General features: G+C 54.2%; 19 protein-coding genes and 1 tRNA gene. 11 read left to right on the forward strand and 9 right to left on the reverse strand.

Features of this window, described 5'->3' with window-relative positions:
- Window positions 1–10: 10 nt before the first annotated feature.
- Genes N6G83_RS29925 through N6G83_RS29965 form a run of 9 tightly spaced genes read left to right on the forward strand, consistent with a single transcriptional unit; the run spans window position 11 to window position 8,123 of the window.
- On the forward strand, window positions 11–1,024 hold the full coding sequence (locus tag N6G83_RS29925; protein ID WP_260524077.1) for a hypothetical protein: 1,014 nt from the start codon (window positions 11–13) through the stop codon (window positions 1,022–1,024).
- Between the two features lie 4 nt (window positions 1,025–1,028).
- Window positions 1,029–2,282, forward strand: coding sequence for a CpaF family protein (locus tag N6G83_RS29930; protein ID WP_043140903.1), 1,254 nt, complete (start codon window positions 1,029–1,031; stop codon window positions 2,280–2,282).
- Window positions 2,275–3,180: a type II secretion system F family protein gene (locus tag N6G83_RS29935; RefSeq protein ID WP_049205748.1), complete on the forward strand. Its 906-nt coding sequence runs from the start codon at window positions 2,275–2,277 to the stop codon at window positions 3,178–3,180. Before N6G83_RS29930 ends, N6G83_RS29935 begins: the two co-directional genes overlap by 8 nt.
- Window positions 3,177–4,088, forward strand: coding sequence for a type II secretion system F family protein (locus tag N6G83_RS29940; RefSeq protein ID WP_260515995.1), 912 nt, complete (start codon window positions 3,177–3,179; stop codon window positions 4,086–4,088). Before N6G83_RS29935 ends, N6G83_RS29940 begins: the two co-directional genes overlap by 4 nt.
- Window positions 4,088–4,846, forward strand: coding sequence for a tetratricopeptide repeat protein (locus N6G83_RS29945; protein ID WP_260515996.1), 759 nt, complete (start codon window positions 4,088–4,090; stop codon window positions 4,844–4,846). Before N6G83_RS29940 ends, N6G83_RS29945 begins: the two co-directional genes overlap by 1 nt.
- On the forward strand, window positions 4,843–5,310 hold the full coding sequence (locus tag N6G83_RS29950; protein ID WP_260524078.1) for a TadE/TadG family type IV pilus assembly protein: 468 nt from the start codon (window positions 4,843–4,845) through the stop codon (window positions 5,308–5,310). Before N6G83_RS29945 ends, N6G83_RS29950 begins: the two co-directional genes overlap by 4 nt.
- On the forward strand, window positions 5,294–5,821 hold the full coding sequence (gene tadF, locus N6G83_RS29955) for a tight adherence pilus pseudopilin TadF (RefSeq protein WP_197832504.1): 528 nt from the start codon (window positions 5,294–5,296) through the stop codon (window positions 5,819–5,821). Before N6G83_RS29950 ends, tadF begins: the two co-directional genes overlap by 17 nt.
- Window positions 5,822–5,833: 12 nt before the next feature.
- A complete protein-coding gene (locus tag N6G83_RS29960) occupies window positions 5,834–7,501 on the forward strand; it encodes a hypothetical protein (protein WP_260515997.1) in 1,668 nt (555 codons plus the stop codon).
- Window positions 7,494–8,123 carry a hypothetical protein gene (locus N6G83_RS29965; RefSeq protein WP_060434853.1) on the forward strand — a complete coding sequence of 210 codons (630 nt, stop codon included), beginning with the start codon at window positions 7,494–7,496 and terminating at the stop codon, window positions 8,121–8,123. Before N6G83_RS29960 ends, N6G83_RS29965 begins: the two co-directional genes overlap by 8 nt.
- A 14-nt stretch (window positions 8,124–8,137) precedes the next feature.
- Here N6G83_RS29965 and N6G83_RS29970 read toward each other — a convergent pair whose 3' ends face one another.
- Genes N6G83_RS29970 through N6G83_RS29990 form a run of 5 tightly spaced genes read right to left on the reverse strand, consistent with a single transcriptional unit; the run spans window position 8,138 to window position 13,419 of the window.
- Complete coding sequence (locus tag N6G83_RS29970) at window positions 8,138–8,581, reverse strand: universal stress protein (RefSeq protein ID WP_025304818.1); 444 nt, start codon at window positions 8,579–8,581, stop codon at window positions 8,138–8,140.
- A gap of 21 nt (window positions 8,582–8,602) precedes the next feature.
- Window positions 8,603–9,376, reverse strand: coding sequence for a siderophore-interacting protein (locus N6G83_RS29975; protein WP_025304817.1), 774 nt, complete (start codon window positions 9,374–9,376; stop codon window positions 8,603–8,605).
- Window positions 9,357–10,802, reverse strand: a complete 1,446-nt coding sequence (locus N6G83_RS29980; RefSeq protein WP_025304816.1) for an efflux transporter outer membrane subunit — start codon at window positions 10,800–10,802, stop codon at window positions 9,357–9,359. The genes N6G83_RS29975 and N6G83_RS29980 overlap by 20 nt, the downstream gene beginning before the upstream one ends.
- Window positions 10,799–11,842 (reverse strand): HlyD family secretion protein, encoded by a 1,044-nt coding sequence (locus N6G83_RS29985; protein ID WP_043140870.1) that lies wholly within the window; start codon window positions 11,840–11,842, stop codon window positions 10,799–10,801. Before N6G83_RS29985 ends, N6G83_RS29980 begins: the two co-directional genes overlap by 4 nt.
- Before the next feature lie 41 nt (window positions 11,843–11,883).
- Complete coding sequence (locus N6G83_RS29990) at window positions 11,884–13,419, reverse strand: MFS transporter (RefSeq protein WP_260516000.1); 1,536 nt, start codon at window positions 13,417–13,419, stop codon at window positions 11,884–11,886.
- Between the two features lie 140 nt (window positions 13,420–13,559).
- Here N6G83_RS29990 and N6G83_RS29995 point away from each other — a divergent pair, with 140 nt between their 5' ends.
- Entirely contained in the window at window positions 13,560–14,462 is a 903-nt protein-coding gene (locus tag N6G83_RS29995) for a LysR family transcriptional regulator (protein WP_025304814.1), read from the forward strand.
- A 35-nt stretch (window positions 14,463–14,497) separates the two neighbouring features.
- Here the strand turns inward: N6G83_RS29995 and N6G83_RS30000 are convergent, their stop codons facing one another.
- Together N6G83_RS30000 and N6G83_RS30005 are read right to left on the reverse strand one after the other, a co-directional pair.
- Complete coding sequence (locus tag N6G83_RS30000; RefSeq protein WP_049295041.1) at window positions 14,498–15,673, reverse strand: sensor histidine kinase; 1,176 nt, start codon at window positions 15,671–15,673, stop codon at window positions 14,498–14,500.
- Window positions 15,670–16,368, reverse strand: a complete 699-nt coding sequence (locus tag N6G83_RS30005; RefSeq protein WP_043140865.1) for a response regulator — start codon at window positions 16,366–16,368, stop codon at window positions 15,670–15,672. The genes N6G83_RS30000 and N6G83_RS30005 overlap by 4 nt, the downstream gene beginning before the upstream one ends.
- A 127-nt stretch (window positions 16,369–16,495) precedes the next feature.
- On the opposite strand from N6G83_RS30005, the gene N6G83_RS30010 reads away from it, so the two are divergent.
- Complete coding sequence (locus N6G83_RS30010; RefSeq protein ID WP_260516001.1) at window positions 16,496–17,284, forward strand: MipA/OmpV family protein; 789 nt, start codon at window positions 16,496–16,498, stop codon at window positions 17,282–17,284.
- Between the two features lie 938 nt (window positions 17,285–18,222).
- Here N6G83_RS30010 and N6G83_RS30015 read toward each other — a convergent pair.
- Window positions 18,223–18,317, reverse strand: a tRNA-Sec gene (locus N6G83_RS30015).
- Between the two features lie 98 nt (window positions 18,318–18,415).
- Window positions 18,416–19,759, reverse strand: a complete 1,344-nt coding sequence (locus N6G83_RS30020) for an esterase-like activity of phytase family protein (protein WP_025304806.1) — start codon at window positions 19,757–19,759, stop codon at window positions 18,416–18,418.
- Window positions 19,760–19,793 lie beyond the last annotated feature (34 nt).

A 19,793-nucleotide genomic window follows, 5' to 3' on the forward strand; every position in this document is an offset into this window, starting at 1 on the left:
CGTCGATACGATGATCAAGCACATCCCCGCTGGCGACCTGCTGGAGTTTATTAATAACGCCCTGACGGGGAAAAATTATTTTGTGCTGGATGCCCAGAGCTACAGCGAGACTGAAATCGCGGACATCGCCATGATGCTGCGTGGTCGCTATCCCTCCATGCTGATCGGCAACGAGGATTCGATCCAGGCAACGTGGCAGGCTCGCGAGCTGGGGTTCAGCAGCTATTTTACCCGCACCAGTGAGATCCGCCTGCTGCTGCTGGGGATAGTGGAACACTTCGGCTATGTGCGCTCCAGAACCTCTCTGGTGATTGGGTTGTGCAATACCTCGCCTGATATCGACATTAATTATCGCGTTTTTCACGATCTCTGTAACAGCGAAATGATGAAAGGCTATTCAATGCTGTTTGTTAACTGCGACATCGCAAACATTTTCTTTGATGCCGCATTGGGGGTAAAGGCCAATAAAAACACCGTTGAGCACGTGCTGGGCTATGAGAATGAACTGGATACCACCTCGTCCCTGAAACTGGTGATGAAAATAAAAGATCACTTCGACTACGTTTCCTTCAACATTGCCAACGACGAGGCGCACGTTGACAACGTTGACGCCTTCCTCAACGGCGTTGAGAAATTCATCGAATCGCTGGCAAACTCCTATGGATTTATTTTTATTAATATCCCCTACTATTTTCTCACGCTGCACGGCGGAATTAATTTGCTCAATGAGAGCGACATCCGTGTGCTGATGACCAATGGGCAGATCGAGTCTATCTATAACCTTAACTATCTCAAGAACCGAATTGGCTTTAAGCAGGATAAAGGGGAGAAAAGAAGGGACAAGCTGATCTCCATCCGAAAACAGGCCGGTAAGCTGGCAACTGAAATCACGGATAAAGAAATCCACACCAAGCTGGGCATCAAGGTGGACTTCAACAATAACGCCAACCTGCTGGGGGGGTTGTTAACCGCTTTCAACCGTAAGAAAGAAAGCAAAAACATTATAGACAGCATATTTAGGTGATGACATGGATATAAAAACCTATGAAAAAATCAGAAACGCGCTGTTAGAGCAAATAAAAATAGAAAACTATGACAGCTCTGCCACTCATGAAGCGCTGATGAAAATTGAAGAACTGCTCATACCGGCGCTCGATCTGGAAAATATTATATTAACCAGAAGAAAGTTTGATGAGCTGATCAAAAGCTATTATGACGACATCTTCGGGCTGGGGCCCATCGAAGATCTGCTGGCCGATCCCAGCGTTAACGACATCATGGTTAACGGGTGTAAATCCATCTACATCGAACGGGCGGGCAAACTCATCAAGCAAGATTCTCAGTTTAAATCTAATGAGCAGATCCTGCGTATCGCGCAGCGTATTGTTGCGCCGATTGGGCGTCGGGTAGATGAAAGCTCGCCGATGGTCGATGCCCGCCTGGCCGACGGTAGCCGCGTCAACATCATCATTCCGCCCGTGGCCCTAGATGGCTGCACCATCTCCATCCGAAAGTTTAAAGAGGATAAATTAGACCTGATCGACCTGATCAACTTTGGCTCGATGAGTGAGGCGATGGGGCACTACCTGAGCCTGATGGTCAGGGCCAAGGCGAACATCATCATCTCGGGGGGGACGGGTTCAGGGAAAACCACCCTGCTCAATGCAATTTCGAACGAAATCGATGATGGCGACCGCATCGTCACCATCGAAGATGCCGCCGAGCTGCAGCTGCAAAAAGATCACGTCGTGCGCCTGGAGTCGCGCCCTAAGGGTGTTGACGGCGGCGGTGAAGTCTCGATTCGTGACCTGGTGATCAACGCGTTGCGTATGCGCCCAGACCGGATCATCGTGGGCGAGTGTCGTGGCGATGAAACCTTTGAAATGCTTCAGGCCATGAACACCGGCCACGAAGGTTCGCTCTCAACCATTCACGCCAATACGCCAAAAGACGCGCTGGTGCGCCTGGAAAGCATGCTCTCCATGGCGAACTCCAATATCTCGGCCAAAACCATTCGCGGCCAAATATCGCAGGCCGTTGATATTATTATTCAATGCGCAAGGTTGCCCTGCGGCTCGAGGAAGATTACCAACATTACGGAAATCGGCACGCTGGAGGGTGAGGTCATTCAAAGCCAGGACGTGTTCCTGCTCGAAAGGCGAAAAGAGTCGGATACGGTCACGAAGTATGCGCATAAGCAGAATATCGCCTACTCCATTCTGGAATCAAAGGCCGCGTTCGCCGGGCTGCTCCCAGAGCTCAAAGGCATCCTGCATGACTAACCTGACGGGCTTCCTCATCACCCTGCTGCTTCTGCTGCTGATGTTCTCATACGTCAGGCAAAAGGCCGCGAAGAAGAAAAAGTGGGAGAACTTTTTCGGTAAAGCGAAGCCGGCTGAGAAAGAGAAAACAAAGGAAATAAAAAAGCTCATCGGCAAGTCTTACCTACCCGACTTCGTGTTTATTTTTGGCACCAAAAGCCTGGTGATGTCTCTGGTGGTCAGCGGCGGCTACATCCTGTTTTGGTGGTTCTGCTGCCTGACCTTCAGCGCCTCGTCGTTTGCCTATGTATTTGGCACCGTGATCCTGGTAGCTATTTCGTTTGCCGCGTTGTACGGCATCTACCAGAGCCGTTTCAGCGACTATTTCGAAGCACAGTTCCCCTATGCGCTGCGGCTTATCAGCCGCAACCTGGCCGTGGGCCAGACGATATACGCGGCCATTGATGCAGCGGCGGAGAACCTGAGCGATATCATGAAGCGAGAATTTACCCGCATCTCATTCCAACTGAAAAACGGCGTGTCCTTTGATGACATACTCAGCCGGGGTGAGAAAATCTACCCCTATAAAGGCTACTTTGTTTTTAGTTCGTATATTCGTATCTCCATACAAAAAGGCAGCAGTCTGAAAGATACCCTGCTGTCCCTGGCCAATGACCTGGTCGCCGCTCAAGTCATTAAGAAAAAAACCAAGGCGTTAACCTCAGAGGCACGCGGGGCGGCAAAGATCCTGGCGCTTTTACCGCTGCTGATGCTGGTCGTACTCTATAAGTTCGCCTTTTGGAACTTCGTTTACCTCTTCGATGAGCTTTATGGCCGCTACGTGGTGATTTACGTGGTCATTAGCGTCAGCATCGGGTTTTTCATTATTTCACGCATGATTAAGGGAGTTGAACTGTGATTTTCTTTATCTCAACCTCGCTCTTTATCGTCGGCGTTATTGTATTTATCTGGGGATTAAAGAGCCACAAGAAAGAAGAAGAGTATTATGATAAATTTTACTTTATCGTTTCCTCACACGAGAACCTCGATGACTACCTCAGCCTGAAAAACAGGATTAAAGACCTGTTCTCTTTATTAATGAGAAAGCTATCATTCTACGTTGAAAACAACCTGTCCCATACGAAATACCATGCTCTCATTAATAAGGCAGGATATTACTCGCTGCAAGAAAGCACCCTATTTTATATTTATATCTCTAGCATATTTCTCTTTTCAACTCTGTCCCTAACGCTGTTAGCCTGCCTGGATAATCTGTCATTCTATGTCATTCCTGTTTTCATGATCGTGTACTACATTGGCTCAAAGATTTATCTCGAGAGAAAACATAAGAACGAGATCAAAAAGTTCAGGATCAACTTCGTCTACTTTCTCGATCTGTGCGCCACCTGTATCAAAACCGGCATGACGCTGACGGCCGCTTTAGAAACCGTTTCCCCGGTGCTCTATCGCTTCTCCGGTCTGTTAGGCAACAGCATGCAGAACTTTTCACGCACGCTGAAATACAGCGATATAAACATCGCCTGCGAAAAGCTCTATGAAGAGGTTCCCCTAAGCGAGGTCAAGGAGTTTATCGCAACCGTGCGTAACTCCGCCCAGTTCGGCGCTGGCATGCAGTCCGGTCTGCAAGAGTTATCTAAAGAGATCCGCCAGTTTCACTTTATAGAAACCGAAGAAAAAATTGGCTCCGTCAACGCCAAGATGGGGATACCGCTCATTCTCTTTATCATGTTCCCGGTTATTGTTGAAATCATTGCTCCTGGCCTGCTACGCGCCATGGGCAGCCTGTCATTGGAGATGATCTCGTAATGAAAAAGTTAGTCCTCACTTCGATAGTCTTTCTTGCTGCCTGCGTCAACGGCACGCCCGATATGTTGAGAAACGATCGGGAAACGGCTCAGCTGGCGGTCCGCGTCGGCGCCTTTGAAAAGGCCAGGGAGATCGCGGTAGATAGTCTGCAAGCGCAACCAGACAATATCGAGACACGCTTCTACCTGGCCGATATCTATTCCAAGATGAATAAATATGATATGGAGGGCCAGGAACTGGAGATTATTCAGGGAAAAATTAGCCGCGCAGATGAGAATTACCCAAGGGTGATTATCGAACTAATGAAGAACAGTCTGATGCGGCATCAATATCAGGAAACTATCTCTCTGTATAAACAGAATTTTGCCGAAGGGAAAATGGCGCTTACCCAAAGCGCCACTATGCGCGGCAAATCGCTGATGTATGCCGCCATTGCCTACTGTAAGCAGAATAAGTATGAAACCTGCATCGCCGAACTGAAGCGCGCCAGAACCTACCTGCCGGGAGACCCGGCGCTGGCCGACAACCTGAAGATTGCACAATACATGGCCAAGGCCAGCACAGGGGATATAGACCCTTCTCTGCTGTATGCCGGCTATAGCAATACGGAATCTAAAGAGATGTATGCCAACCTGATCATGGCGCTGATTCGCGGTGACCAAGAGACCCGCGCCTTTGAGCTGCTCAGCATGCGCTATTCCCGCGAGGATTCCATGACGATCATCAACGATCTTAACGGTATGAAAATCGCAAAATGATAAGTCTATTCACTAGAGTAGGGAGTGAGGAGCGAGGTATCTCAACCATCGAGGCCAGCGTGCTGCTGCCGATCCTCTTTATCATATTGATGATGATTTATGAGGTGCTGAGGTTTCAGAACGATATCTCAATCATTTATTTCAACGAAGAGTTTGCGTCACAGCGCGTCGATCTCTCGTTTTTAGACAACGATGTCGAAAAGATAAATGAAAACTTCCTGGCCGATTTAAAAAAGAGCGGCAGTGAGTTTTATTTCAGCGCGCTGATCTATTCGGAGCCAAAGATAACCTGCTATGAGGATGTCAATATCAAAGTCAGCAAAAAGTGCGGAAAGAAAACCAAGCTGATTAACATCGCCTATCAGATCCAACGTGAATACAGCAGCGATTGGATAAGCGACCTACTGTCTTTCCCACAACAATTTGATCGCGAGGTATTTATCGTCAATGATTACTTCCATTAACAGGCTTGTTGATAAGGAGGATGGCAGCGTCGCCGTTGAAGGCACCTTTGTTACCCTATTCTTGTCCGTGCTGCTGATTTATACCATGCAGCAGGCTTTGGTCATGTCAGTACAGTTTAGTATTAATAAACTGGCCGATCAAATGGTGAATATTATTTCCCATCGTGACAGCCTGTTTGGCAATGCCAATTTAAGCCAAGGCGACGTCGTTAACGTCGCTAAAATGTTTAGCCAGATCAAGAACGGCGGAGAAGCGCCGTTTTTCGACGTTTTCGTTGAGGAAATCGCCTACGCAACGGGGCAATACAGCATGTATAAGCTACCCGGGAGCAAAGAAGGCTGCCAGCTCACCAAGCGGCTGACTGACTATGGCATCGATATCAAAACCTCATTCGGCAAATCTAACTCGGTGTATCGGGTTTCCATCTGTAAAAAAACAGAACCGGGATTATTCTCTAAAAATAAAACGCTGCTGGCAGAAAGTGCCATCCAAATTGGCCATCATCATTAGAAGATAATAATCATGAAGAATAAATTCGAGCGTTTTTTAGGTGATGAACAGGGTGGATTAATGCCGCTGTGGGCGATTGGCGGCATGATGGTGGTGATCTCTATTTTTTGGGTCGAAAACTACTCCTCCACAATCATGGAAAAAACGCGAGAAATGCGGCTGACCTCCGTCGTGACCCGTACCTCGATGGTAGAAAGAGGAACGGTGACCGCCAATGCCGGGCGGCTAGCCGAAGCGACAGGCGCCAATATGAATCAGGCAACCCATGCCTTCTCGGCGGAGCTGCAAGAAACTACGCTGGAAAAGCTTCAGGAGCTAAAAGAAAATAAGCGGATCAGCGAACTGCTCGCGACCACTTCCAACGTCAGTCAAAACACTAACGTTCCCTTCGATGAAATAAACAAAACCATTGGCCTCGACCCAGAGGTCAGGATCTCCACGGCGGATAACGCCGTCAAAGTTTTTAGACCGTTACACGTGATTATCGCCGTCGAGGCCAGCAGTCTTAACCGTGCAAACGTGATGCAGGCGCGGGCGGCGCTAATGAGCTCACTATCCCGCCTGTATGCCGAAGCGCCGGCTACCCGAACGACGGTGATCCCATACTCTTTTCGCGTCAACTCCGGGGGCAAATGCTATACCGGGATCGCCCGGAGCGATGCCTTTTCATTTGTCTGGTGGGAAAGCTTCTTTGCGCAAGATGACTACCTTGCCGAACTGGAAAACCGGCTGAAAAACGCCGAGAACTACCTGGCCAGGCTAAAGGCAGAGATTGAGACCAGTCGTCAAATGGTGGAAAGCACCTTGAACGAGCGTGGCCAATATGACCCCGGCACTCAGCAATATCAGGTCCTGACGCAGTATATTGAATATTATCAACAGCAGATTCAGCTGGGCGAGGAGCAGATCCCTAGCGCCCTTGACAGCGTGACAACGGCTAAAGATAACGTCAAGGCGCAGAAAGAGTGGGTCGAGAACCTCAAACAGCAACAGCAATATATTGATTATTTCCCTCTGGCTAAACACTATGCCAAAAGATATCAGAACTACAGGCTGCTGGAAGACTATCTGGACGACTTTGCCAACTCAGGCATCTTCTCCATTACTAAAAATGACTTTGAGCGTGCCACCAGAGCGACTTACCAAAGTGCGGAATATCTATCCTCCCTCGCGGTCAAACGCGGCGTTTATTTTGGCGATGCCGGCACCTGCCCCGCCAGCACCGTAAAGTATGGCCTGACCTCATCCCAAAATGTGAATAGCGCGCTTTCCGGCATCGACTTTAGCACCAATAAGATTAAAACGCTGGAAGGGCTACTGTGGGCGGGGCGCACCGCGTTTTCTGCCTCTCGCGGCATGGCACGCAACGTCATTATTCTGTTTGCGTCGGACACAAAAGAAGTTATCGATCCCGACGAGGTCACCGGCATCCGACAGAGCTGCGCAGCCATTAAGACCGGCTTTATCAATAATAAGTCGGCCAAGCTGATCGTCGTTACCCAGAATCAGGATGGCCGAGATAAGTTCGAAGAGCTGAGCTGCGCTACCCAGTGGTTCACCGATCCGGGCTATATCAACCTTGAAGATATAAACAACGAATCCACGCCAACGCTGGAAGAGCAATTCAACTTTATCTTCTCGCAAGAATCCACCACCAGGAACATTAACGCACATGAATAAAGTTATAACGATCGCGCTGATGCTGCTCTGCGCCCCTTTTTCCTATGCTAAAAGCAGCGACGAGCTCAATCAGTCCAGCTGCCAAACCGGCCCGATATATGAACGCTTCGGCGACGCAAAACGCCAGGCCGGTCTGCTCCGGTTCGACGGCCGCACCAACGCACGGCTGAGCCGTAGCCAGCTGGTGCAGTATCGATTCGTCACCGTGTTGCACGAGTACCTGGGCACACTGTGCCACCAGGAAAACGCTTACGACGCCAACAGCCTCGGCGCCTTGCTACTGACCAAGGAAAACATCGTCATGAGCCATGTCGGCACGGTGCATTTCGCAAGCGGTAGCGCCCTGGTTGATGAGGCGACGCTGGCGCGTTGCTGCTCGCACATCAGCCAGACGTCCGACTACGACGGCATATTTATTGTCAGCCGCACGGACTCAATAGGCAACGCGAGCCACAACCGAGCACTGTCATATCAACGCGGCTACCGTATCGCCGAGCGCTTACCTCAGGCCAGCCCCATTCACCTGATTGCGCTCGGCGCCAGGCCAGCGCGCAGCGGCCAGAGGCCGATCGCCAACCCCAACGATCGGCGCGCCGACATTTATCTCTATCAGCGCCAGTGAAATCCCCCTCCGGCTTAGCGCGGGATCACCAATACCGGTTGGCCAATCTCATCCAGCAGGCCACGCGTGACGGAGGCGTTCAGCCAGCGCCCCAACGAAGACAGGTGGCGGTGCGAGATGATCAGCAAATCGCAGTTGAACAGCGCCATCTGTTCCGGGATCACCTCGATGGGCGTCCCCGCTGCCAGCAAGCCCTGGGCGTTGAAACCCTGCTGCTTCAGCGCCCGCGTCACCTGACCGACCTGCTTTTCCGCCAGCGCCTCTTCCCGTTGAGCGGCGGGGTACTCCTCGCGCTCATCGCTGTCGAAACGCAGGCCGCTGCGGCTGAGCGTAAAGGCATTGTCTACCACCGTCAGCACGATCACGTCGCCGATGCAGCCTTGCAGGCGCGCCATAAAATCCAGGGCATTGCCGCTGTGTTCAAAGCAGTCCACCGCCAATAACACTCTCTCAATCATAACCATCCTCACTCGCCTGAGTTAAATCGCGCCCTTGAAGTTGGCTTCGCCCTTTTTCCAATACCCCTTGGCAAACAGCGCAGCGCGGGAGATACCCATTTCGTTGATAAAGCGCGCCTTCAGGTACGCGGCAATCTGGTGTTCGCAGGCCAGCCATACCTGCCCTTCGCCGGACGGCAGTTCGCAATGGCTGACGGCCTGCACCAGCGGGCTGTTCATCACGCTGTCAAAATGTCGGGTGCGAATTTGCCAGCTGTTCACCTGCAAAAAGGAATAATCGACATCCTGAATCTCCTGCGCATCGCCCACTTCGGCGAACCACAGCACCGGCAACGGGTCGGACAGCGAGGCGAGAATGGTGCGCATGGCGGGCAACGCGGTCTCATCGCCCAGCAACAGTAGCCAGCGAGTTTGCGGCAACAACCGGAAGCCGCCGGAGCAAGGGCCGGCGAACCCCAGCTTGTCGCCCGGCATCGCGTCGCGCGCCCAGTTCGACGCCGGGCCTTCGCCGTGCAGCACCATATCGATATCGAAAGTGCGGGCGAGTTTGTCGATGCCGCTCAGGGTGTAAGCCCGTCCGGCCAGCGTGTCGCGCCACGGGAAGAACACTTTGACCCAACTGGCCGGCTCCTGCGCGCGCGGATCGGCGATAAACTTATCCACATCGTCGCCGCTCAACGTGATGCGGCGGATCCGGGCGGTGACTTGCCGCACGGCGCTCACCCGGGCCTCCCGTTTGCGGCGGGTGTCTCTTTCCAGCATCTCGTCGACAATCTTATTCAGCGTGTTGTGCATCAGCCTTCTCCTGTGGCGCCGCCGACGGGTAGGTGTGTTCCCAGCCGCCGCCCAGCGCTCGATAGATATTCACCACGGCGATCGCCGTCTCCTCCTCTGAAACAATTTGCGCGGACTGCAGATCCAGCAGCGCACGCTGCGTGCTCAGAACGTGGATAAAATCGCTCGCACCGTTCAGATAGCTGTCGCGCGCCAGCGCAAACGCGTGTCGGTTGGCGGCCAGCGCCTCGGTCAGGTGCGTCTGGCGGCGCTGCTGGGCGCGATAGCCGGAAAGCGCGTCGTCGATCTCGTGCCAGGCGCGCAACACCGTTTGCTGGTAGGCGATGGCCATTTCCTGCTGCCGGTATTCGCTCAGGCGCACCCGTTGGGTGATTTTCCCCCCGTCGAACAGCGGCAAATACAGGGCGGGGCCGATGGCGAAGGTATGCGTGGACCAACTGCCCATATCCGCCAGTGCCAGTGCCTGATAGCCCGCATTGCCGGTCAGCGTGATGCGCGGATAGTAGTCGGCGGTGGCGATGCCGATCTCGGCGGTTGCCTGATGCAAACGCTCCGCCGCTTCGCGAATATCCGGCCTGCGCAGCGCCAGATCCGACGGCACGCCCATCGGCACCGCGCGCGCCAGCGTCGGCAGGGGCTTCGTCGGCGCCAACATCGCTTTCAGCGCGCCCGGCCGCTCGCCCAACAGCAGGCTGATGGCGTTGATCAAGCGTTCCTGCCTATCGAACAGCGTCGGCAGCAGGGCATCCACCTGCGCCAACTGCACCTGCGCCTGATCGACATCCAGTTCGTTGCCCGCGCCGCTCTGATAACGACTTTGCGTCAGCTGCAGCGTGCGCAGCGCCGTGGCGCGGTTTTCCTGCGCCACCGCCAGCTGTTGCTGCGTGGCGCGCAGGCGTAGATAGTCGCTCGCCACCTCCGCCGTCACCGACGTCAGCAGTGCGCGCCGGTTCTCCTGCGAAGCGGCAAAGCCGGCGCGCGCACTTTCCGACGCGCGACGCAGCTTGCCCCACATGTCCAGCTCCCAGGTGGCGCTGGATCCGCCGCGCCAGAGGTTATAATCCGCCTCTCCGCCGTTGCCGGACGGATCCATGCTGCCCACCGAGGTGGCGCGCTGGCGCTGATAGGCGCCGTCCAGGCTCAGATCCGGCATCAGCGCCGCCTCTGTCACGCCCAGCAAGGCGCGGCTTTGCTGCATGCGCGCCGTGGCGAGCTGCAGATCCAGGTTGCCGGCCGCCGCGCGCTGCACCAGTTGCGACAGCGACGCATCGTTGAATATCGACCACCAGGCCACCGGCAGCGCCCCGCCGCCGGCCTGCTCACCCCAGCTCTCGGGCAGCGCGTTCTGCGGCCGAGCGTAGTCCGGCCCTACCGCCCGGCAGCCGCTCAGCGCAATCAACAGCAGCGGGATCACGGCTCTGTTCATTGCAGGCCCCCGTCCAGCGTATTGATGCTGACGTCCGCAGACATGCCGACGCGCAGGGCGCTCAACAAAGCGGCGTGCTCTTTGTTGATATCAAATACAATTTTCACCGGGATGCGCTGAACGATCTTGGTGAAGTTGCCGGTGGCGTTCTCCGGCGCCACGGCCGCGAAACTGACGCCGGAAGCCGGCGCGATGCTGTCCACCTGCCCTTTCAGCGTTTGGCCGGGAAAGGTATCGATATGGATGTCCACCGACTGCCCGTGCGCAATGTTTTCCAACTGGGTTTCCTGGTAGTTGGCGATGATGTACAGCTTGTCCTGCGGCACGATGGCCAGCAGCGCATCGCCCGGTTTGACGAACTCCCCGACCCGCAGGCTTTTCTTGCCGATCACGCCGCCGATCGGCGCGGTGATGCGGGTGTAAGACAGGTTCAGCTCGGCCATCGCTTTCTTCGCCTGCGCCAGCATCAGCTCGGCATCGCTGTCCGCCAGCTTGGCTTGCAGCACCTGCTCCATGTTTCGCGCCGCTTTAAGCGTCGCCTCCGCCTGCGCCACATTGGCGGAAAGCGTGTGCACTCGCGTTGTCGCCTGCTGCGCCGCCTGCTGTGAACCCGCGCCGCTGCTGGCCATTCTCTGGTAGCGGTTCTGCTCCTGGCGCGCAAACGCCAGCTCCGCCTGCGCCGCCTGCCGCTCCGCCTGCGCGGCGGCGATCAGCGCGCTCTGTCGGGTCAGGTTGGCCCTGGCGTCGTCCTGGCGGGCGCGGGCGGATTGCTCCTGCGCCGTCGCCTGCGCCAATGCGACGTTGAATTCACGCGGATCGATCACCGCCAGCAATTCCCCCTGTTTGACCCACTGGTTGTCCCTGACCAACACCTGCGCAATTTCACCGGCAATCTGCGGAGAAATACGCGAGATATCGGCGCGAATATAGGCGTCGTTGGTATTCTGCTGTGTCTCTTTAATAAAGAACTTATTGATTAATAACCCCAGCGTAATGACGGCAACCGCCAATACGGCGACGGCGACTTTCTTGTTAGCCATAAAAGTGACTCCAATTAATATTTATTTCTGATGATAAAATGTCAGGCAGCGACCGAACGCGGCGGATAAATACGGGTCGGCATAACTAAAATCAGCGCGGTCAGTAATAACGCCAGGCCGGCAACCAACAGATAAAGATCGGCGCTGGCCAGCACGTGGCCCTGCCGGGCGGCAAGCTGCGCCAGCTGCTCCGCCGACCCCGATGCGCGGCTGTAGGCCGAGCCGAAGCCGTCGGCGATCGTACCGGCGTGATAATCCCCGCGCTGCCGGCTGAGCAGCGCGATGGCGCCGCCGGCAGCGGTGGCGGCGAAACCTTTCACCGCGTTGAACCAGGCCGCCGCAAACGGCCCGTCGGTCGGCAACAGCCCGCCGGTCGCCTGCATCAGCAACGGGATGATCGCCATCGGTTGAGCGACCGCCTGCAACAGCGCGATGACGCGGAACGTGTCGCCGTTCCATTCCGGCGTCAGCTGAGCCGCCAGCACGCAGGCGGTGGCCATCAACAGCAGGCTGATCGCCAGCACCCAGCGGCAATCCACCCGCGGCGTATTGCAAATTATGGCGACGATCGGCAGCGTAATTAATTGCGGCAATGCGACCCACAGCATTAAGTCGGAGGTTTGTTCCTGACGATAACCCTGAATCACGGCTAAATATCCCGACGTGATATTAACCAGCGACACCATAATTAACAGCACGCCACCCAGCGTAATTAAGGAGAAAGACAAATTCCTTTTGCTTAATAGCTGCAAATTAAAAAAAGGCAGCGGGTGATACCATTCGTTAATCAGAAATAACGCCAATAATCCGCCGCCGCCCAATAATAAAACGTAGATCAGCGGCGAGTTCAGCCAGTCGAGGCGCTCCCCCTGTGAAATGCCCACCGTCAACATGCCGAGCGCCATGCCGCCGAGCAGCAGGCCGCGCCAGTTGAACTGCCGCAGGCGCTCCAGCCGCAACGGATCCTGCGGCAGGCCGTAACCGATGCACACGGCGGCGATCGCCATCAGCGGCAGGTTCCAGTAGAAATACCCGCTCCAGCCCCAGTGAAAGGCAAAGGCGGCGGCGGTAGCGCCCAACGTAGCGCTCCAGGCCGAGACCCAGCCGTAGGCACCCAGCCCCAGCACCTTGATCAGCGGCGGCATAAAACGCAGCACCACCGTCATCAGCATCGGCGGCAACGCGCCGCCGGCGAAGCCCTGCAGGCTGCGCACCGCCAGCAGCACGCCATACTGATCTCCCAACCAGGGCGTCAACAGCCCACCGGCCAGGTAAATGCCGCACATCGTCAACGCCACCCGGCGCAGCGAAAAGGTCGGCCAAAAACAGGGCGTGAACCCGGAACCGATCACAAAGCCGGTGACGTAGCATGTGGTCAGCCAGCTGCCGGCATCGAAGCTCAGCAGCATGCCACCCTGTATATCCGCCAGCGCAAACTTGCTGGCGTTTTCCCCCACGCCGCTGGCCATCACCGCCAAAAACACGCCGAACAACCCCAGCCAGGTACGGCCGTTGATTTCACCGGCGCTGGCGAGCCATCGATTTTTGTGGTGCGGCGTAACAGACACCTCAACCATTCCCCACTCCTGCTGTTTCAGCCTCAATCTTTGTTGTCGTGGGCAGTATCCGGAGTTATTTCGATTGTTTAAAATGAAATGATGTAATTAACTAGTTGCACAAAACGCAACCCATTGAGCGCACCCCCCCCGGAGAGGCCATGCCGCAAAAAATTGATTTCAACCTGATCTATGCGCTGAATCTGCTGCTGGAAGAAGGGAGCGTGAGCGGCGCCGCCGAGAAGATGAATCTGAGCGCGCCGGCAATGAGCCGCATTCTCGGGCGCATCCGCCGGCAGTTCGACGACCCGATCATGGTCAGAGCCGGTAAGCATCTGGTGCCGACGCCGCGTGCGCTGGAGTTGAAACGCCAGCTCGGCGACATCATCGAGCAGGCCACTGCGCTGATCGCACCGAGTGATGCGTTCGAACCCGGCAAGCTGACCAGAACCTTCACCATTCGCGCCAACGATATCTTTATCGGCGCGCTGGCGGGCGGATTGCTGGAGACGCTGCGGGAATCGGCGCCGCTGAGCGGCCTGAAATTCATCGCCGAAAGCGACGGCGAGGATGATGCGCTGCGCAGCGGCAAAGTGGATCTGGTGATCGGTTCCTCACGCGACTGGCACCCGGAAATCAAGACGCAGAGCCTGTTCACCAGCACCTTTCAGGCGCTGGTGCGCCCTGGGCACCCGATCATAGGCCGGGTAACGCCCGAAACCCTGACCCATTACCCGCATATCAGCGTTTCTCGCCGCGGACGCACGCAGGGGCCGATCGACGACGCGCTGCGCGATCTCGGCCTGCAGCGCAACGTCGCCCTGACCCTGCCGGGCTTTCATTCGGCGATGATGCTGACCATGAAATCGGACTTTATCCTGCCGCTGCCGCGCCACGTGCTGCAGGGGGTGAGCAACATCCACCTGCCGTTGGCGGAGCTCGAGCTGCCGCTCGAGCTGGAATCGGTGTTTATCGTCCAGGCCTGGCACCCGCGCCTGGATCGCGATCCGGCGCACCGCTGGCTGCGGCAGACCATCAAGCAGTTCTTTTTGCAGCGGGAGTGAGGGGGTTCGCCGCCCATAATGCCCCCTTCAGCGCATTATGACACTGCCGGCAGGGGCAAGTTTATCGTGATTAACAGCCCTTTGCCGGCCGGCAGACTGGCCTTTATCGTTCCGTGATGGGCAACGCAAATCGCCTTCGCAATGGAGAGCCCGAGCCCGCTGCCGCCGGAATCGCGCGCGCGGGAAGTCTCACCGCGAGTAAAACGCTCAAACATTTGCGGCAAATAATCCTGTGCAACGCCAGGCCCCGTATCTTGAAAAGCCAACACGATTTCCTGTGCGGTCTGTTCGAGACGAATGCACATTCGATCGCCCTGGCTACAATAACGAAGCATATTTTCGATAAGTATGCTGAATACCTGACCTAATCTGAATTCATCCCCAATAAAATGAAGCGGCCCGCCCTCCTCGATAGAGATGGACATGCCCGCAGCCTCCAACTGAGGTTTAAGCCAGGCGACTCTCTCCTTTAACACGCTATTGATAGTAAAAACGTTTTTACTTAATTTCAGTTGGCCCGCACTGGCCAGAGAGAGGAAATACAGATCGTCAGTCAAATAACTCAGGTTTTTTAATTGCGTCATCACCATATTCAGCTGTGCCTGACTTGCAGGAAACACGTTGTCTATCATGCCCTGAAGGCGGCCCATAGCCCCGGTCAACGGTGAACGCAACTCATGGGCCAACGCCACATGCGACGCTTTTATTTCACGCTCGTATAAAGCGAGTTTATTGACCATCTCATTGAAATTTATTGAGAACCTTATTATTTCATCAGGACACGCCTGGACCAGCTCGGCTTGTTGCTTAAAATTTCCCTGAGCCACGGTTTCCGCAACGTCGGTGAGATTTCGGAATTGGGCGGTAAGAGGGCGTGCGATGCGCACGCACATTAACGTTATCAATGGAACGACAACGATCAGGAAAATAAGCAGCCATCCCCAATTTAAAGAAGTCAGCGAAGGTGTACTGTAATCCAGCCCCCAATACGTATCGACGATCTCATGAAACGCCTCTATGTCCAGGCTGGGGTTCTCGCGCAGCACCAAGAATCTTTCGTAAACCGATGCCGGCATTTCATGAATGACATAAAAATACTGGGCAGCAAAAATGCCCCACATCGCCAGAATAATGGTAAAAAGCGTCACGATGGCGACGATGACGATACGAACAGACACCCAAAACAAAAGAGATTTATTTTTCCTTTTCATGATTTGCAAAACCTATAGCCGACGCCGCGCACATTAAAAATCACGTTATCAACGCCTGCCGCTTCAAGCTTTCGTCTTAGATTATAAACATGCGTATCCACCACTCTTTCGAGCGCATCGCTTTCAGGTAAACATTTTTCAAGTAATAGCTGACGACTCAGTGGCCGTGTCGACGCTTTCATTAACGTACTGAGAATGGAAAATTCGGTTAATGTTAAATCCAGAACATGGGCGCCGTCCTCGCTCGTGATGACTCTCGCTACCATATTAGCGATATCCAGTTCGAGCCTTTCCCAGCGCAATATTTCTTCGCCAGCCAGCTGACTTCCGCCGCTTCGTCTTAACACTGCCTGCACACGTGCCATAACTTCACCGGGGTTATAGGGTTTAACGATATAATCATCCGCACCATAACGAAGAGCGCCAATTTTATCATGAGGTTCCCCCATGGCCGTGATCATGATAACCGGCGTATTCACCTTGCGCCTGAGCGCCGCCAATATTTCCGTTCCATTCATATCAGGCAACATCACATCTAGTAATATGAGATCGGGTTTCCAGGTTAAAGCCGTATTCAAACCAATCAGCCCATTCCCCACCACCGCGACATTATAGCCTTCACGCTTAAGGTAAGCCTCCAGTACATTTGCCGCATCGACATCGTCTTCAATGACTAGAACCCGTTTATTTTGCATCTCATTCCCCTGAAGGATCTTGGCTATTTATTGATTATTCATTGACGGTTAATTGACAAATCATCGGCATACTCCGCCTTGCGTGAACAGTCTTATCATACCGATACACATAATACCGAGGCTCATAATGTTAGAAAAGAAAATCATTAAAAATACGTTGGCTCTGCTGATAATATCCAGCATTCCACCCAGCCATGCAAGTAATAACGATAACAGCGGAACGGCATTTACCGTGAGCCTTGGCGCGGCATCATCGCCTAAATACAGTGGTTCGAATGAGCAAACCTGGGGAGCCGCACCGCAATTTCATTTCCAACAGGATAACTTTTTTGTCGATTCAATGAATGGTGCTGGTTTTCGTTTCCAAAGCGAGAACGGTTTATATTTCATTCCAACGATAGGCTATGATTCAGGGCGAACCGATGAAGATTCAGGTTGGCGTAAGGGCTCTGACGCGCTTAAAGGCATGGGGGATATTTCAGCAACCGTTAACACTGGCTTAGCCTTGGGATGGGCGGTAACGCCATGGTTGGTCTTAGAGGGAAAAGCCATCCTGCCGCTGAGTGATGGCCAGGGGATATCTTACGCGACCTCCGTCGATTTCATTCCTGTTCTGGATGAGGAGGATACCGTCGCGCTAAAAATCAGCGCATTATTTGCAGACTCTCGCTATATGAACACCTGGTACGGCGTTAATAGCACGCAAAGCGCTAATTCGGGTTACTCACGTTATAACAGCTCGGGCGGTTATTACGGTACCGACGTGAGCCTGACGTGGGCGCATCAGTTTACCGAAACCTGGGGTGGATGGGTTGGCATTAACCATACCTGGCTGGGGGATAACGCCGCCAATAGCCCTATCGTTAAACAAAAGGAGGGGACAACGGGAGTCGTGGCAATAAGCTACACGTTCTAAGCCAGTGCAAAAACCTGAAACCGCAAAGTGACGTTCAGAAGAGTAATGGGACTTTAAAGATCCTCCACTCAATAGCTTGCTGTAATTAAAGTTTCATTACCCTTCAACCGACGATTCAGGAAAATTTGACTGATGAAGTTAAAAACTGGGGTTTTAACGCGGTTTTCAAACGCTTTAGTAACGGTTTGAATATATAAATCCTGGGGGCATTAACGCATTGCGGTACATCATGAGAAGAGCACGACTTGAAATCACAGGTTATTGCTCCTGCTCCGTTGCCGAGTATGGCAATACCGCTTTGAATGCCAGAACATGGGCTTTCATGACAATGAATCGCGGTGATGAATATTGATACCAGTAAAAAGATTAACGACATGGTTTTCACGATGGCTTTCCTCATTACAGTTTAACTGTCTGAATGGTTTATTCACCCAAAATGAAAGCATGCCAAAAAATCATCAACCCAGTGTCAATCCACTGCAAAGAAACGCTCAACATGGCGCCAAAGTGAAAATACCCCGGTCTTCCAGACCCGGATAGCCGGATTAAATATGCAGTTATTCATTTTCTACAAAATGAATCAGACGTTATCAAACCGAGAGTCGATACCGCAAAAACAGGATGAATTTATGTTTCTAAAGATTGCCTATTACCTTTTAACCCTATCATCAACGCTTGCGTTATCCGGTTGCGTTTCGCTTTTCTAATCGTCAGAGGCCTGAATGAAGTCACTCATTTACATTTCTGTTCTGTCATCCATTTTTTTACTCAGCGGCTGTTTATCCATCGGCACGCACCTATTCAATAAGTAGCCGTAATAATCCCTCGCGCAGCCGGACAATCTCATTGTCTGGCTGCAAGATCTCATATCCATCTAGGTGGACGGTCATTTATGCTGCAGAGCTCGGCTAACACAGAAGAACAAGGGAGACGATGATTGGCGGAAGATCACAGGAGTCGAACCTGCCCAGGACCGCTGGCGGCCCCAACCGGATTTGAAGTCCGGCCGCCCCACCGGGGACGAGGATCTTCCTTGGAGAAGAGAAGAAGCAAGGCGCTGATTATAGCGCAGTTTGTTCGTTGCGCTAAGCGGGAAATGGCGGCCGCCGGCGATTCGGCGGCCGGGGAGCGCTACTTCAGGAAATCCTTCACGTCCAGCAGGATGAACTCGTTGTCATCCGCCATATTGGGCTGGCGGCTGGAGGAGAACGGGAAGTTATTGTCGTTACCGACGATGATGTGGTTGGCGTCCACCACGTCCACGTTCTCGATGGTGAAGAACGGGAAGGTCAGCACGCCGTCGTTCAGCGGCTTGCGCGCCAGCTTGTTCGGATCCTGAATGTTCATCAGGTCGATATAGCCCAGTTTTTCGACCGGTTTGCCGACGTTGGCGTCCGAGAAGGCGATTTTATACACCCGCTTGAACTTGGCCACCTGGCTGAAGCAGTTGTCGGTCGGCGCGCCGGCGGCGCAGGCTTTATCCGGCGTGCCTTCGCCGTTGTCGCGCTCGATCACCAGCCCGTGGGTGGCGTCGATCATGTTGAAGTCGCCGATGGCGTTCTGGTTGTCTTCCAGCACGTACTGCCAGCTGCGGCCGGTCCAGGCCTGCTGTTTGACGTCGAACTCCAGTACCCGCAGGTAGCGTTTACCGCCGACGTTCTCGAACTGCTCGCCGTCCCACAGCGCCCCTTCCAGCAGCGGGTACAGCTTGCTGCCGTCCGGCGAGGCGGCCATGCCTTCAAAGCCTTTGGAGCGCGCCACCTGGAAGTTCTGCTTGCCGTCCGGCGCGCCCGGCAGGGTCAGCGTCGGGTTGTCCGGCGATTTCACCACCTTGCCGTCTACCTGGGTGTCGAACACTGCCAGCACCTTGCCGTTCAGGTCGGCCTTGATCAGGTAAGGCCCGAACTCTTCACCGATCCACAAGGCATCATCGGCAAACTGGAAGCTTTCCGGATCGAAATCACTGCCGGTCAGATAACGTTTCTCGGTGCTTTCGTTGATGATGTGAAACGGCACCTTTTTATCCGGATCGTGCAGGAACACCGTCTTCAGCGGCGCGACCGTGCCGTCTTTGAAATCGATCTTGTAGTGGTTGAGGTACAGCATGGCGTCCGGGGAGTTGGCCTTGCTGCCGAAGCCGTTGTCGGTTAGCACCCAGTAGGTGCCGTCGGGCATGTGTTTGATGCCGGAGTGGCCCTGCAGCGGCTGGCCGTCGATCGGCAGGCCGAGGCCGGTCAGGCGATCGGCGGATTTGCCCGCCACGCTGCCCAGCTCGGTGACGCGTTTGCCGCTGGTGTATTTGCCGCTCTGCTGCAGATCGCTCGGCGCGTCCTTCGGCGTGGAAACGGCGGATTTCACCGGCAGCAGCGCATGCCCGGCCAGCGTCGCTTGCACCGGCTGCGCGTCGGCCCACAGGTTGGCGCTCAGCGCCATGCAGCCGACCAGCAGCGCCAACCGGGTTTTGGTGTTGTGCATGTCATTGTCCCTTTTCGTTGTTATCGCCCAGAAG

The organism is Serratia sp. PL7 (assembly GCF_945957435.1).

Excerpts from the sequence above, each read along its gene's own strand:
- N6G83_RS29995 (WP_025304814.1), top strand. The coding sequence starts at position 13,560 with ATGCCGCAAAAAATTGATTTCAACCTGATCTATGCGCTGAATCTGCTG.
- N6G83_RS29950 (WP_260524078.1), top strand. The coding sequence starts at position 4,843 with ATGATAAGTCTATTCACTAGAGTAGGGAGTGAGGAGCGAGGTATCTCA.
- N6G83_RS29985 (WP_043140870.1), bottom strand. The coding sequence starts at position 11,842 with ATGGCTAACAAGAAAGTCGCCGTCGCCGTATTGGCGGTTGCCGTCATT.
- N6G83_RS29980 (WP_025304816.1), bottom strand. The coding sequence starts at position 10,802 with ATGAACAGAGCCGTGATCCCGCTGCTGTTGATTGCGCTGAGCGGCTGC.
- N6G83_RS29965 (WP_060434853.1), top strand. The coding sequence starts at position 7,494 with ATGAATAAAGTTATAACGATCGCGCTGATGCTGCTCTGCGCCCCTTTT.
- N6G83_RS29960 (WP_260515997.1), top strand. The coding sequence starts at position 5,834 with ATGAAGAATAAATTCGAGCGTTTTTTAGGTGATGAACAGGGTGGATTA.
- N6G83_RS29990 (WP_260516000.1), bottom strand. The coding sequence starts at position 13,419 with ATGGTTGAGGTGTCTGTTACGCCGCACCACAAAAATCGATGGCTCGCC.
- N6G83_RS29970 (WP_025304818.1), bottom strand. The coding sequence starts at position 8,581 with ATGATTGAGAGAGTGTTATTGGCGGTGGACTGCTTTGAACACAGCGGC.
- N6G83_RS29975 (WP_025304817.1), bottom strand. The coding sequence starts at position 9,376 with ATGCACAACACGCTGAATAAGATTGTCGACGAGATGCTGGAAAGAGAC.
- N6G83_RS30020 (WP_025304806.1), bottom strand. The coding sequence starts at position 19,759 with ATGCACAACACCAAAACCCGGTTGGCGCTGCTGGTCGGCTGCATGGCG.
- N6G83_RS29925 (WP_260524077.1), top strand. The coding sequence starts at position 11 with ATGATCAAGCACATCCCCGCTGGCGACCTGCTGGAGTTTATTAATAAC.
- N6G83_RS30005 (WP_043140865.1), bottom strand. The coding sequence starts at position 16,368 with ATGCAAAATAAACGGGTTCTAGTCATTGAAGACGATGTCGATGCGGCA.
- N6G83_RS30000 (WP_049295041.1), bottom strand. The coding sequence starts at position 15,673 with ATGAAAAGGAAAAATAAATCTCTTTTGTTTTGGGTGTCTGTTCGTATC.
- N6G83_RS29930 (WP_043140903.1), top strand. The coding sequence starts at position 1,029 with ATGGATATAAAAACCTATGAAAAAATCAGAAACGCGCTGTTAGAGCAA.
- tadF (WP_197832504.1), top strand. The coding sequence starts at position 5,294 with ATGATTACTTCCATTAACAGGCTTGTTGATAAGGAGGATGGCAGCGTC.
- N6G83_RS30010 (WP_260516001.1), top strand. The coding sequence starts at position 16,496 with ATGTTAGAAAAGAAAATCATTAAAAATACGTTGGCTCTGCTGATAATA.
- N6G83_RS29945 (WP_260515996.1), top strand. The coding sequence starts at position 4,088 with ATGAAAAAGTTAGTCCTCACTTCGATAGTCTTTCTTGCTGCCTGCGTC.
- N6G83_RS29935 (WP_049205748.1), top strand. The coding sequence starts at position 2,275 with ATGACTAACCTGACGGGCTTCCTCATCACCCTGCTGCTTCTGCTGCTG.